Raw genomic sequence first — 13,637 nt, 5'->3', positions numbered from 1 at the left:
TCAGCGGTCGGGGGCTGGGGCCGGGGGCAGGAAGGCGGCCAGCTTCTCCGCATCGCGGCCGGGCGGGTCGCCCAGCACGAGCACCGGGCAGGTGACGCCACCCAGCCGGCCGACGAGCCTGGTACGCGTGCCGCACACCGCCACCCGGCTGACCCGGTGCGGCAGGTCGAGCGCCGCCCACACCGGCCCCCAGGCCCGCCGCGCGCCTCCCGCGCGCGCCTGCCGCGCGCCTCCGCCTGCCGCGCGCCTCCGCCCTGGCCCGCAGGCCCACCGGCGGCGGCCCCCGTATCCCGCCCGACCCCGGCCGGTCCGACTGTGTACTTCACCGATTCGACCGCCCGATCCCGGGCGCATGGTGGTGAGCATCCGAATCCGGAGGGAATGTGATCCCGATGAACCCGACCGACGTGCTGGTGGTAGGCGCCGGCCCCACCGGCCTCATGCTGGCGTGCGAGCTGGCCCAAGCCGGCGTCCGGTGCAAGGTGCTGGAGCGCCGCACGGAGCAGCCCAACCTCACCCGGGCGTTCGCCGTGCACGCCCGCACCCTGGAGCTCCTGGACGCCCGGGGCCTGGCCGAAGACCTGCTGGAACGCGGCGTCCCTGTGCGCCAGGTCGCCCCCGCCCCCGGCGCCACGCTCGACCTGCGCAAGCTGCGGACCAGGTACCCGATGGTCCTGATCGTCCCGCAGAGCGGCACGGAGCACCTGCTGGAGGCCCGCGCCCGGGAGCTCGGCGTCGAGATCGTGCGGGGCGCCGAGGTGGTGGGGCTGCGGCAGGACGATCGGCGCGCGGTGCTGGAGCTGGCCGGCGGGCGGACGGAGACGGCGAGCTACGTCGTCGGCTGCGACGGTGCCCACAGCACGGTGCGCGGCCTGGTCGGCATCGAGTTCGCCGGCAAGCAGTACGAGACGCACATCCTGCTCGCGGACGTACGCGTCACCGAGCCGCCGCAGGACGCGCTGTTCGCCGAGGCGAGCAACGAGGGCGTGGTGCTCATGGTCCCGTTCGGCGACGGCTGGTTCCGCGCGATCGCGTGGGACCGGCTGCGCGAGCAGGTGCCCCTGGACGTGCCGCTGCCGATGGAGGAGATGCGCGACGCGTTCCTGCGCATCGCGGGCACCGACTTCGGCATGAGCGAGCAGCGGTGGAGCTCGCGCTTCCTGAGCGAGCGCCGGCAGGCCGCGCGGTACAGGGCCGGGCGCGTGTTCCTCGCGGGCGACTCGGCGCACGTGCACTCGCCGCTGGGCGGCCAGGGCATGAACACGGGCATCGGCGACGCCATGAACCTCGGCTGGAAGCTGGCCGCCGCACTCCACGGCCGGGGCCCCGACGGCCTCCTCGACAGCTACGAGCGCGAACGGCACCGCGTGGGCGCCCAGGTGCTCACCCTGACCGACGCCTTCAACCGCCTCGTGCTCGGCCGCTCGGCGATCCGCCGCGCGCTCAGGAACCTGACGCTCCGGCTCGCTCTGCGGTACGGCCGCTCCCGCGGCTTCCTGGCCGGGCGGCTGACGGGCCTGGGCATCCACTACCCGCCCGCCGACCGCCACGCCCACCCGTGGACCGGCCGCCGCATGCCCGACCTGCGGTGCGCGGAGGGCCGGCTGTACGAGCTGCTCAGGGACGGCCGCCACCTGCTGGTGGACTCGACCCCGTCGGGCGCGGTCGCGCGGGCGGCCGGGGACGCCGTCAAGGTCGCCCGCCACGAGGGCCCTGGCGTGCCCGGCGCGGTCCTGGTCCGCCCGGACGGCTACGTCGCCTGGGCCGCCGACCGCGGCGATCTGCCGGCCGAGGCGATGGCGGCGGTGACCCGCTGGTGCGGCACCCCCGCGTCCACCCACCCGGCCCGCCCGTGAGCCTGGCGGATCAGGTATCCGGTATCGGATCAAAGCCGCTTTACTCTATCTTTACCGTGACCATGCGTCACGAAGGAGATGTTCTGTGAAGAGGCTTCTCGAAGGAACCGCCATGCGCACCGGTGTCGTGGCCGCGGTCGCGCTGGCGGGCGGGCTGCTGACCTCGCCCCCGGCCGCCGCAACCACCGTGACCGGCGGCACCGCCGCCACGACGGTGACGTTCACGGCCGAGTCGGCCGCGCTGGCCCGCCCGCGCAACGGCACGATCCTCTACGACCGCATCAGCGGCGGCCAGGGGAGGCTGAAGATCAAGAACGGCCTCTCCCGGGACGGCGTCGTCGCCCTGGTCAGGGGCAAGACCAAGGCGATCAGCATCTACGTGCGCGCCAAGTCCACGGCCACCATCAACGACGTCAGGGACGGCACGTACCGGATCTACTTCACCACCGGCACCAACTTCAGCAGGTCGAAGGGCAGGTTCACGCGGAACGCCGTCTACCAGCGCTTCAACGACAGGCTGACGTACAGGACCACCGCCACCCGGATCCCCGGCTGGTCGCTGACCCTCAACCCGGTCAGGGGCGGCAACGCCGGGACCACCGGGGTCAACCCGAAGGACTTCCCGGCCTGATCCGGTCCCGCGGTCACGACCCCGCCGCGGTCACGGCCCCGCCCCGCCGGGGCCGTGACCCGCGCGGGACGAATCGTACGAAATGTGTGCACACTTGGATGTGCTCGATCGCCTGACCGAAGAACTCGACACCGTCCCGACCACAAGACGTTCGCCACCGTCGACGAGGTGCACGAGCGCCTGGCCCGCCTGGCGGACGATCATCCCGGCGTGGCGACGCTGCGCCGCATCGGCACCTCCCGCCTCGGCGACCCCATGCTCTGCCTCACCGTCGGCGACGGCCCCCGCCACGCCGTCGTCGCCGCCGGGCCGAACCCGAACGAGCCCATCGGCGGCCTGACCGTCACGCACCTGGCGGGCCGCCTGTGCGCCGACGCGGGGCTGCGCCGCGCCGAGGGCTACACCTGGCACATCGTCGGCTGCCTCGACCCCGACGGCACCCGGCTCAACGAGGGCTGGTTCGCGGGCCCGTTCACCCGGGCGCAGTACGGCAGGCACTTCTACAGGCCCGCGGGGAACGAGCAGGTCGAGTGGACGTTCCCGTTCGCGTACAAGCGGGCCTACTTCGACCGGGTGCTGCCCGAGACGCTGGCCCTGATCGGCTGATCGACGACACCAGGCCGGCGTTCATGACCACGCTGCACAACGGCGAGTCCGGCGGCGTCTTCTACTACCTCAACCGCCCCGAGCCCGAGCTGCAGGCCGTGCTCAGGGAGCTGCCCGGCAGGTACGGCGTGCCGCTGCACGCAGGCGAGGCCGAGCACCCGTCAAGCAGTTGGAACGGGCCTTCTACCTGACCCCCACCATGGAGGACGCCTACGACTACCTGGAGGCGCTCGGCCAGGACCCCGTGGAGCACGTCGGCGGCGCCGCCGGCGACCGAGGCGGCCACCAAGGCGGCCACCAAGGCGGCCACCAAGGCGGCCACCAAGGCGGCCACCAAGGCGGCGGCAGCCAAGGCGGCGACCCAGGCCTGATAGGCGATCCGGCTTGACGGACGATCTTAGATGCACCAGATTGTTCGCGTCTTTCCGGACCGTTCCCAAGGAAACCAATGAAGCGAACCATCGTGGGTGTCGCCGTGGTCGCGGGCATGGTGCAGCTCACCGCCGTGCCGGCGCAGGCCGCATCCGCATCCGACCCGGTCAAGGCGCTCCAGGCCGAGTTAGCACCCGGCAGGGCCGTCAACCTGCAGGCCACCGCCAAGATCACCTACCCGGGCGACCGGGTCGTCACCTCCACCGTCGACGGCACGGTGGGCTTCGGCTCGCGTGGCCCGGTGGCCTCCGACCTGGGCCAGAGCGTGCAGTACAGCGACAGGCTGCTGCGCGAGATGAAGAGGTCCAGCCCCAAGGAGACCGAGGGCCTGCAGGCGGGCCCCGTCCGGCTGGTCTCCTCGGGCAGCGTGAGCTACGTCTCCGGCCCGGTGGTCGAGCAGGCGCTGATGATCGCCGACGCGAGCCACGTGCGCTACAGCGGCGTCAAGCAGCCGCCGAGCAACCTGCTCCTCGAGGTCCTCGACCCGGCCACGCTCAAGGCGCTCGTGGCCGCCCGTACCTCCTGGAAGGACGGGATTCTCAAGGGCGCCATCAAGCCCGCCAGGCTCGCCGCCGTCTCCGACCCGTTCGCCTCGCGGTACGGCACGCGGTTCAAGAGCGGCAAGATCTCCTACACCCTGTACTTCGGCGAGAAGGGCCTGGTACGGCGGGTCGCGGTCAAGGCGACCCTGCCCGTCTCCAAGACCACGGTCCAGGTCGAGTCGGACACCCGGTTCACCGACTGGGGCCGCGAGGTCACCGTGAACGTGCCGCTGCGCGGCGACGCGATCGACCGCGCGGAGGTCAAGGACGAGGTGCCCGCCGGCGTTCCCGGGATCTGGAACTAGCCCGCCCGGCGGCATCCCGCGCCGGCCTGATAATCGGTGGCAGGCCGGCGCGGCGCCCTCCTACACTGGCCCCATGTCCACGCCCCGGACCTCTTAGCCAGGACACCAGCTTCCACGCCACCCTTGTGTCCTTGAGCTGTTCCGGAGCGTATTCCCATGCTTACCTTCCGTGGTGTCGAGCTGCGTGCCGGCGCCCGTCTCCTGATGTCCGGCGTCACCGCCCACGTCGCCCCCGGCGACCGCGTCGGCCTGGTCGGCCGTAACGGTGCCGGCAAGACCACCCTCATGAAGACCCTCGCCGGGCGGCTCCAGCCCGCCGGCGGCGACATCGTGCGTACCGGCCCCGTCGGCTACCTGCCGCAGGACCCGTCCGCCGCCGACCCCGCCCTCACGGTCCTCGACCGCATCCTGTCCGCGCGCGGCCTGGACCAGGCGCTGCGCGAACTGCGGGCGGCCGAGACCGCACTCGCCGAGTCCGCGCTCGCCGAGTCCGCGCGGGCCGATTCCGTGCGGGCCGATTCCGTGCGGGCCGATTCCGTGCGGGCCGATTCCGTGCGGGCCGATTCCGTGCGGGCCGATTCCGTGCTCGCCGGGACAGGGGCGGCCGGGCACTCCGGCGAGCGGTCGATGAACCGCTACGCCAGGGCCGAGGCCGAGTTCCAGGCCCGCGGCGGGTACGCGGCCGAGGCGGAGGCCGCCCGCGTCGCCGCCGGCCTCGGCCTGCCCGACCGGATGCTCGACCAGCCGCTCGGCACCCTGTCCGGCGGGCAGCGGCGGCGCGTCGAGCTGGCCAGGGTGCTGTTCGCCGAGCCGGGCGTCATGCTGCTCGACGAGCCGACCAACCACCTGGACGGCGACTCGGTCGCCTGGCTGCGCTCGTTCCTGCTCGGCTACCCCGGCGGCCTCGTCCTGATCAGCCACGACACCGGGCTGCTCGCGGACGTGGTCAACCGCGTCTGGCACCTGGCCGACGGAACGCTGGAGGTGCACAACACCGGCTGGCACACCTACCTGGCCGACCGGGAGGCCGACGACCGGCGCAGGACCCGGCTGCGCGCCGCCGCCGAGCGCAAGGCCGCCGCGCTGCACGCCCAGGCCGACCGCATGCGTTCCAGGTCCGCCACCGCCGTCCGCGCCCGGGACATGGCCAGGCGGGCCGACCGCATGCTGGCCGAGACCCGCCCGGCGCGCCGCGCGGCCAAGGTGGCGCGCATCCGGCTGCCCGAGCCGGCGCCCAGCGGCCGCACGCCGCTCGGCGCGATCAGCCTGACCAAGTCGTACGGCACCCTGCCCGTGCTGACCGGCGTGGACCTGGCCATCGACCGGGGCAGCAGGCTCGTGGTGCTCGGGCTCAACGGCGCGGGCAAGACCACGCTGCTGCGGCTGCTGGCCGGGCACGAGCGGCCCGACTCCGGGCGCGTCGTGCCCGGGCACGGGCTGCGGCTCGGCTACTTCGCCCAGGAGCACGACACGCTCGACCCGGCCACCACCGTGGGCGGCCACCTGGCGGCGGCCGCCCCGCAGCTCACCGACGGCGAGGCCAGGGCGGTGCTCGGGTCGTTCCTGTTCGGCGGGGACGACGTGGACAAGCCGGTCGGCGTGCTGTCGGGCGGGGAGAAGACCCGGCTGGCGCTGGCCGGCCTGGTCAGCTCCCGGGCGAACGTGCTGCTGCTCGACGAGCCGACCAACAACCTCGACCCCGCCTCCAAGGCCGAGGTGCTGGCGGCCGTGGAGGCGTACCAGGGGGCGATGGTCATGGTCACCCACGACCAGGAGGCCGTGGAGGCCCTGCGGCCCGAGCGGGTGCTGCTGCTGCCCGACGGGGCCGAGGACCTGTGGCACGACGGCTACGCCGACCTGGTGACCCTGGCGTAGGGACACGCCTACTTCACGGCGCCGCCGGTGATGCCGGAGATGATCCTGCGCTGCGCGATCGCGAAGACGATCAGCAGCGGCAGGCTCATCAGGATGATGTAGGCGAAGATCAGGTGCCAGTTGTTGAGGTAGAGCCCCGCGTTGGCCACCTGGAACAGGTTCAGCGGCAACGTGTCCAGCCGCCCGCCGACCACGAAGAACGCGTAGAAGACGTCGTTCCACACGTACAGGCAGATGAGGATGGTCGCGGTGGCCAGCACGGGGCGCAGCAGCGGCAGGATCACCGAGAAGAACACCCGCACGGGCCCGGCGCCGTCCATGCGGGCCGCCTCCTCCAGCGACAGCGGCACGGTGCGGACGAAGCCCGTCACGAAGAAGATCACCGTGGACAGGTAGATGCCGACGTAGACGCCGATCATGCCGGCGGGGCTGCCGGCCAGGCCGAGCTGCCGCAGCAGGAGCACGATGGTGACCACGGCCGGCGGCAGCACGATCCCGCTGATGGCCAGCGCGTACAGCACCGCGTTCAGCCTGCCGGCGCGCCGGGCCAGGATCCACGACGCCATCGAGCCGAACGTGAGCACCAGCACCACCGACGGCGCGACCACCAGCAGGCTGCCCAGGAACGCCATGGGCACCTCGCCCTGCTGCCACACCTGCGCCAGGTTCTCCCACAGCCGCCACTCGGCGGGCGGCGACAGGTCCGGCGACAGGGCCTCGCCCTGCGACTTGGCGGCCGTGACGACGACCAGCCAGAGCGGCACCCCCATGACGGGGACGACCAGCGCGACGACCGCGAACGGGCGCAGCCGGGCGGCCAGGCCCCGCGCCACCGGGGACGCGCTACGGCGGCGGGCGGGGGAACCGAAGGCGGGGACGGTCACAGGATCTCCTCCCTCCTGCGCAACACGCGGATGACGGGGAAGGCCAGCAGCGCGACCATGAGGAACAACACCAGGCTCATGGCCGTGGCCTGGGCGAACAGCCCCTGGCCGAAGGTGCGGTAGATGAAGATGTTCAGGATCTCGGTGCTGCGGGCCGGGCCGCCGCCGGTCAGCGCCTGCACGATGTCGAAGCCGTTCATCGAGCCGAGCAGCGCCGTGGCCACGTTGAAGGTGACGGCCGGGGCCAGCAGCGGGAACCGGATCGCCCAGAACGCCTGCCACGGCGTGGCGCCGTCGATGCGGGCGGCCTCCGCCACGTCCTCGGGGACCGTCTTGAGCCCCGCCAGGTAGATGAGCATCGACAGGCCCATCCACTTCCAGGCGTGGATGACCGCGGCCAGCACCAGCGTCCACGTCGTGCTGCCCAGCCAGGCCACGTCCACCCGCTGCCCGGTCAGCGCCGACAGCAGGTCGTTGAGGCTGCCGTCCGGCTTGAGCAGGGCCTGGAAGACGTACCCGACGGCCAGCGCCGACATCAGCACCGGGACCAGGAAGGCCAGGCGGGCCGCGCGGTTGAGCCAGGTGTCCTTCTCCAGCAGCACGGCCAGGCCGAAGCCGAACAGGTTCTGGAACAGCGCCACCAGCGCGGCGTAGATCACCGTGATGCGCAGCGCGCTGAAGAGCGTGCCGTCCGACAGCAGGTTGGCGAAGTTGTCGAAGCCCGCGGGACGGATCTCGCTCTTGAAGCTGGACCAGTCGGTGAAGGCGTAGACGAAGTTGAACAGGGTCGGCAGGAAGAAGAAGACGAACAGGATCGCGAACGCCGGCAGGAGGAACCACATCGGATGCGTCCGGCCGCGCGCGACGGCCGCGGCCGGCGCCCGCTGGGCGGCTCTCCTGGGGCGGGCGAGCGTCTGCTGCACGGGTGACTCCTCGCGTCAGAAGCCGGTCGCGCCGGCGGCCTTGGCGAGCTGGGCGAACTGCTTCTGCGTGGCCGCCGCCACCTGCTCGGGGGTCAGGCTGCCGGTGATCATGTCGGCCAGGTTCAGGTACAGGTCGGGGTTGGCCACGGCCAGCGCCTGCATCGACCCGACCGACCCGCCGAGCGAGGCGTGCACGTCCTTCAGCGCCTGCGGCACGCCGTCCGGGTCCGGCACGTCCGTACGTAGCGACACCGTCTTGCGGTCGGCCACGAACCCGGCGTAACCCGGCCCCATCCAGTACGCCAGGAGCTGCCGCGCGGCCTCCTCCCGCCTGGCGTCACCGGTGCGGAAGGCCACCAGCGCGTTCGACTGGTCGGGGATGAACGTGCCCACGTTCCCCGACGGCGAGATCGGGAAGAAGCCGATCCTCTCGTCCAGCTCGGCGGTGTCCGCCTTGGCCTGGAGCTGGCCGAAGAACGAGTTCACCTGCATCACCATGGCCGCCTTGCCGGACAGCAGCGCCTCGCCCTGGTCCTCGAACGTCGCGGTCTTGATGTCGGCGTTGAACAGCCCCTCGTCGATCAGCGCCCGGTACTTTTTGATCGCGTCCAGGATCGTGCTGTCCTCGAACGTCTCCTTGCCCGTGTTGACCCGCTCCCACAGGCCGTCCTTGGCGGCGTCGGCGAGCTGGACCTGCACCCACCACTGGGTGGCCCACTTGTCGCCGGCCATCTCGAAGAACGGGGTGACGCCCTTGCCCTTGAGCGCGCGCGCCACCTCGACCAGCTCGCCGAAGTTCTTCGGCGGCTCCTTGACGTGCTGCTTGTTGTAGTAGACGCCCTGCACGGCCGGGCTCGTGATCAGCGCGGCGTAGCGGGTGCCGTCCAGCAGGCCCGTCATGTCGCGCAGCTCGGGGGAGAGCGTGGAGAGCCACGGGGCGCCGTCGAGCGGCTGGAGGTTGGCGCGGGCGTTGAGCGCGGTGAGCATGGACGCCGTCGGCTGCCAGAACGCCAGGTCGGGCTTGTCGCCGGTGGCCACCTTGGTCTGCACGCCCTGCTCGTACGGGTCGGGGATGGTGACGACCTCCACCTTGGCCCCGGTCACCCGGGTGAAGGCGTCGGTCACGGCCTTGGGCACGGTGTTGCTGTTCTGGGCGGCCCAGATGGTGAGCGTCACCCCGTCCAGGCGGGCGGCAGGCGAGGGCCACGCGGCCGGCGAGCCGCCGGTGGCGGGGGCCGGAGCGGGCCCCGCCGAGGGGTCGCTGCAGGCCGTGACGGCCAGGACGAGGGCCGACGCGGCGGCGACACGCTGTGCGAGCTTCACGGTTCGGCTTCCTTCGGTTCAGAGGGCGCGGGTTCAGAAGGCGCGGTTCAGAGGGGGGGCGGTTCAGAGGGCGCGGAGACGGAGGATGCGGGCGGTGGGAGGGGGGACGGTGGCGGTGACGGTGAGCTCGGCGGCCCGCGGGTCCCAGGAGCAGGCCCAGCCGTCCGCCGCCGGGTAGGCGAACTCGGTGGTGAGGTCGTGTCCGGCCAGGTGGGGGAGGCGCAGGACGGTGGTCTCCGGGGCTCCGGGGCGGCGCCAGAGGCCCAGGTGGGTCACGCCCTCCGTGCGCAGGCCGAGGGCGAGCCAGGGGTCGTCCCAGCCGGGCAGGCCGAGCGGCCAGCACGGGGTGGCGCGCAGCAGGCCGGCGCGCAGGCTCCGGTGCAGCCGCACGCCCCGCTCGACCAGCCGGAACTGCTCCGGCGTCATCCGGTGCAGGTTGCCCGACAGGTAGAGGCGGCCGAGGATGCCGGTGACCATGGTGAACGCGATCTCCTCGCCGCTCATCCCCGGCTGCGGGTAGGCCCAGTTGGCGGCCTGCTCGGGCAGCATCGACAGCGGCGCGGCGACCGCGATCGGCGGGTAACGCAGGAAGTCCTGCTGGTCGCTGGTGGACTGCAGCTGCAGGCGCGAGAGCATCGCGTAGTCCATGCGCATCGCGCCCGAGCCGCAGTTCTCCAGCACCAGGTGGGGGTGCCGGTCCAGGACGCCCTCCAGCCAGGCGAGGTGGGCCCGGTTGTGGGCGAGCAGCCCGGCGCCGACGCTGGTGGCGTCCCTGTCGGTGCCGGCGCCAGGATCTATGTTGTAGTCGAGCTTGAAGTAGCCGACGCCCAGCTCCTCGACCAGGCGGTCCACCACCTGGTCCAGGTGCGCGACCGCGGCGGGATGGCGCAGGTCCAGGTGGTGGCGGCCGTGCTCGGCCAGCCGTACGCCGCCGCGCTGCAGGAACGCCTCCGCGGGCAGCTTGCCGGCCATCGGGCTGCGTACGCCGATCACCTCGGGCTCCAGCCACAGGCCCGGGATCATGCCGTGGCTCGTGATGCGGGCCAGGACCTCCTCCAGGCCGTGGGGGAAGCGGGTCTGGGAGGGCAGCCACTCGCCGACGCTGTCCCACCAGTCGCCGCCGTCGTCGTACCAGCCGGCGTCCACGCAGAACACCTGCGCGCCCGCCGCGGCGGCGGCGTCGATCAGGGGCAGCAGCTTGTCCGTCGTGGGGTCGCCCATCAGCGTGTTCATGTAGTCGTTGAACACGACGGGCAGCGCGGCCCTGTCGGGGTGCGGGCGCACCAGCGCGCGGCGGTACGCCGTCAGCGCCGCCGCCGCCTCCTCCACGCCGCCGCCGGAAACGGCGATCGCGACCGGCACGGTGGTGAACGACTCGCCGGGGGCGAGCAGCTCGCTCCACTGGTGGTCGAGGTCCGTCGGGCCGGACAGGACGACGTACGCGCCGTCCAGCCGCTCGCCCGTCTCCCAGCGCCACGGGCCGTTGTGCTCGATCTGCCACAGCCACGTGCGGCCGGTGCCGCGGTCGGTCAGGCCGCCCATGGGCACGTGCCGGCCGCTCGACCAGGTGCCCTGGCTGGTCAGGGCGAACGTGCCCTTGCCGTGCTGGCCGTGCTCGCGCAGGCCCAGGCCGGGGACGTGGTCGGCGAGCGGGCGCCTGGTCCAGCGGTTCTCGCCGAGCCACTCGCTGCCGGCGTACAGGACGTCGAGGCCGCTCATCCCGCTTCCGGGGAAGACCGCGGCGAACGAGGTGACCGCCAGCAGGGGCACCGGGTGCTCGCCGGTGTTGGTCACCCGGACCTGCGCCCGCACCGCCGGCACGCCGTCGGGCGAACGCATGATCAGCTCGGCGGCCAGGCCTGAGACCTCGTCCCGCATCCGGACGCGCAGCTCGTGCCAGCCGCCGTCGCCGGACTGCTCCGAGCCCGCGTACCGCAACCGGCAGCCCACCGCCGTCTCCGACAGCCGCTGGGACGCCCTGGCCCGGCCCTCGCCGGGCACCAGCACCTCCACCAGCGGCTGGGACGCGCGGGCCGTCAGGACGGGTGGCGCTCCCGCCGACAGCTCGCGCAGCGCGACCGGGCGATCCGGGTGGATCTCCACGACGGCGGTGAGGCCGGTGTGCCCCCAGCGCACGGTCTCGACGACGTCAGCAGGCATCAATGAACTCGCTTTCCCGAGGCATGTGACCGGTCACATGCTTGAGCCTCAGTGTGAGCGGTCACACGCCAGCGGGGGAACCCTCTTTGCTGGATCGTTACACGCGCGTTTCGCCGCGGGATCCCGTGCTCAGAAGCCGACGGGATTCCGCGCCTGAGCCGCTGCTACGGCGTCGTCAGGCTCTTCAGCGCGGCGGCCGGGTCCTCGGCGTAGAAGCGGATCGAGGTGACGTGCTCGCGGCGGCCGAGCGGCCTGGTCACGGCGATCGGCCGCGTCAGGTGCACGATCAGGTTGGTCTGCGCGTCCACCCCCACCATGAGGCCGCCGTCCCGGACGCTGACCACGCCGCGCGCGTCGAAGCTGCGGCTCGCCCTGACGGAGGCGATGAGCTCGCGCGGGACACGCAGGTCGAAGTAGGCGGCGTACCGGATCCGCAGCTCGTCATCGGTGACGACGTGCGGCCGGGTGGCGCACGCCGCGCCCAGGCCCAGCACGAACAGCACGCTGTAGACGTCGGCCGCCAGGACGACCGCACGCAGCCCGGCCGGCGCCTCCATGGCCGCCACCATCCACTCGAGCGCGACCGCCTGCACGACCACGGCGAACAGCAGCATCCACAGCAGCGGCCGCTGCTCCCTCGCGTACGGCAGCGCGGCACCGCCCGGCGGTACCCCGTCCACCCGCCGCCTGGCCCACAGCCCGACGCCGGCCAGGTTCGCGCGCTCCGCCCGCATCAGCATGCGCACCGGCAGCGGCACCAGAGCCTCGCCGATCGCCCCCAGCGCGTCCCGGGGTGCGGCGCCGGCCTCACGGGCGGACCTGAACAGCCGGTACGCGGTCACGTATCCCACGAGGGAGAACGGCGTGACGAGTGCCGCGGCCACCACCCCCGCCGGCGTGACGGCCAGCAGGCCCGAGACCACCACCAGCGCCACGAGCAGGTCCGCGGCAGCCACCGTCATGAAGGCCCTGCGGGGAAGGGTGGGCACCATCGTCATTCCCTCCGTCGGCGCGGCTTACCAAGATCGTAGCCCGCCTCGGGGTCAGCCGGGCGGCGGGGCGGTGGACTCGCGCAGCACGAGGGCCGGCGGGGTGAGCGCGGGCTCGGGCTGCGGCCCGCCGGTCAGCTCGGCCACCGCCGCGTGGAAGCAGGCCCGGCCCAGGCCCGCGAAGTCCATGCGCACGGTGGTCAGCGCCGGCGTCCAGTACGCCGACCCGGGGATGTCGTCGAACCCCACGATGCTGACGTCACCCGGCACGTCCTTGCCCGCGTCGTACAGCGCCCTGCGCACCCCCTGGGCGATGTCGTCGTTGCCGCACAGGATCGCGGTGACGTCCGGCGAGGCGGCCAGCCGCTGCCCGGCGGCGTACGCCGAGCGGATGTCCCACCCGCATCCGATCAGCTCGGGGATGCCGGCCCCCGCCGCCCGCAGCGCGTCACGCCACCCGGCCAGCCGCCCGCCGGGCACGGCGCCCCCGCCCTCGGACGGGATGGCGACGTGGTGGACGGTGCGGTGGCCGAGGTCCAGCAGGTGCTGGGTGGCGTCGGCGGCGGCGCGGCGCTCGTCGAGCGCGATGGCGACGCGGCCCCGGTCGGGCGCGGCCGGCTCGGCGGCTGCCACGGCCGGGACGTGCTCGGGCAGCGCCTCCAGGACCGCCACGCCGAGCGGGTCGAACGCGATCACCACCACCCCGCCCGCGCTGGCGTCGGAGACGTGCTCGACGGTCTGCTTCACCTCGGCGGGCGCGGCCGACTCCACGACCCTGATGCCCATGGCCATGCCCTCGGCCCTGGCGGCCTCCTCCAGGCCCTGCAGCGTGGCCGCGTAGCCGTACAGGATGGTGTTGGAGGTGACCACGGTGATGCCGCGGGCGCGGCCCAGGCTCAGGGCGCGCGCGGTGCGGCTGGGGCGGAAGCCGAGGCTCTCGATCGCCGCCAGCACCGCCGTGCGGGTCTCCGGCCGCACCCGCGGCGACTCGTTCAGCACGCGCGAGACGGTCTGGTACGACACTCCCGCGGCCGCCGCGACATCCCGGATGCTGGGTGCGGCTGCGCCGCGGGCGGCGGAGCGGGGCGCGCGCCGAGGAGTCGGAGTCACG

14 protein-coding genes are annotated in these 13,637 nt (G+C 73.1%); 7 read left to right on the top strand and 7 right to left on the bottom strand.

Features of this window, described 5'->3' with window-relative positions:
• Window positions 1-183 (bottom strand): hypothetical protein, encoded by a 183-nt coding sequence (locus HD593_RS42390; protein ID WP_185108145.1) that lies wholly within the window; start codon window positions 181-183, stop codon window positions 1-3.
• A gap of 209 nt (window positions 184-392) precedes the next feature.
• Between HD593_RS42390 and HD593_RS42385 the strand changes: the two genes are divergently transcribed.
• From HD593_RS42385 to HD593_RS42360, 7 genes are all read left to right on the top strand, one after another.
• Window positions 393-1,856, top strand: a complete 1,464-nt coding sequence (locus HD593_RS42385) for an FAD-dependent monooxygenase (protein WP_185108143.1) — start codon at window positions 393-395, stop codon at window positions 1,854-1,856.
• Window positions 1,857-1,941: 85 nt separating this feature from the next.
• Window positions 1,942-2,487 carry a hypothetical protein gene (locus tag HD593_RS42380; protein WP_185108141.1) on the top strand — a complete coding sequence of 182 codons (546 nt, stop codon included), beginning with the start codon at window positions 1,942-1,944 and terminating at the stop codon, window positions 2,485-2,487.
• Window positions 2,488-2,655: 168 nt separating this feature from the next.
• Window positions 2,656-3,093: a M14 family zinc carboxypeptidase gene (locus HD593_RS60705; protein WP_221525265.1), complete on the top strand. Its 438-nt coding sequence runs from the start codon at window positions 2,656-2,658 to the stop codon at window positions 3,091-3,093.
• Window positions 3,094-3,116: 23 nt separating this feature from the next.
• A complete protein-coding gene (locus HD593_RS60700) occupies window positions 3,117-3,284 on the top strand; it encodes a hypothetical protein (protein ID WP_221525264.1) in 168 nt (55 codons plus the stop codon).
• Window positions 3,263-3,481 carry a hypothetical protein gene (locus tag HD593_RS42370; RefSeq protein WP_185108139.1) on the top strand — a complete coding sequence of 73 codons (219 nt, stop codon included), beginning with the start codon at window positions 3,263-3,265 and terminating at the stop codon, window positions 3,479-3,481. Before HD593_RS60700 ends, HD593_RS42370 begins: the two co-directional genes overlap by 22 nt.
• Before the next feature lie 60 nt (window positions 3,482-3,541).
• Window positions 3,542-4,372, top strand: a complete 831-nt coding sequence (locus HD593_RS42365) for a hypothetical protein (protein WP_185108137.1) — start codon at window positions 3,542-3,544, stop codon at window positions 4,370-4,372.
• 156 nt (window positions 4,373-4,528) lie between these two features.
• Entirely contained in the window at window positions 4,529-6,247 is a 1,719-nt protein-coding gene (locus HD593_RS42360) for an ABC-F family ATP-binding cassette domain-containing protein (RefSeq protein ID WP_185108135.1), read from the top strand.
• Between the two features lie 8 nt (window positions 6,248-6,255).
• Here the strand turns inward: HD593_RS42360 and HD593_RS64745 are convergent, their stop codons facing one another.
• The 6 genes from HD593_RS64745 to HD593_RS42330 form a co-directional block, all read right to left on the bottom strand.
• On the bottom strand, window positions 6,256-7,131 hold the full coding sequence (locus tag HD593_RS64745) for a carbohydrate ABC transporter permease (RefSeq protein ID WP_221525263.1): 876 nt from the start codon (window positions 7,129-7,131) through the stop codon (window positions 6,256-6,258).
• Entirely contained in the window at window positions 7,128-8,054 is a 927-nt protein-coding gene (locus tag HD593_RS42350) for a carbohydrate ABC transporter permease (RefSeq protein WP_221525262.1), read from the bottom strand. The genes HD593_RS64745 and HD593_RS42350 overlap by 4 nt, the downstream gene beginning before the upstream one ends.
• A 15-nt stretch (window positions 8,055-8,069) precedes the next feature.
• Window positions 8,070-9,377 carry an ABC transporter substrate-binding protein gene (locus tag HD593_RS42345; protein ID WP_185108133.1) on the bottom strand — a complete coding sequence of 436 codons (1,308 nt, stop codon included), beginning with the start codon at window positions 9,375-9,377 and terminating at the stop codon, window positions 8,070-8,072.
• 63 nt (window positions 9,378-9,440) lie between these two features.
• Entirely contained in the window at window positions 9,441-11,537 is a 2,097-nt protein-coding gene (locus tag HD593_RS42340) for a glycoside hydrolase family 36 protein (RefSeq protein WP_185108131.1), read from the bottom strand.
• 164 nt (window positions 11,538-11,701) lie between these two features.
• A complete protein-coding gene (locus tag HD593_RS42335; RefSeq protein ID WP_185108129.1) occupies window positions 11,702-12,529 on the bottom strand; it encodes a hypothetical protein in 828 nt (275 codons plus the stop codon).
• 51 nt (window positions 12,530-12,580) lie between these two features.
• Window positions 12,581-13,636 carry a LacI family DNA-binding transcriptional regulator gene (locus tag HD593_RS42330; RefSeq protein ID WP_185108127.1) on the bottom strand — a complete coding sequence of 352 codons (1,056 nt, stop codon included), beginning with the start codon at window positions 13,634-13,636 and terminating at the stop codon, window positions 12,581-12,583.
• Window position 13,637 lies beyond the last annotated feature (1 nt).

The organism is Nonomuraea rubra, assembly GCF_014207985.1.
In the GTDB taxonomy this organism is placed as follows: Bacteria; Actinomycetota; Actinomycetes; order Streptosporangiales; family Streptosporangiaceae; genus Nonomuraea; species Nonomuraea rubra.
The sequence above is the reverse complement of the archived record's forward strand: the minus strand, read 5'-3'. Positions and strand labels throughout refer to the sequence as shown.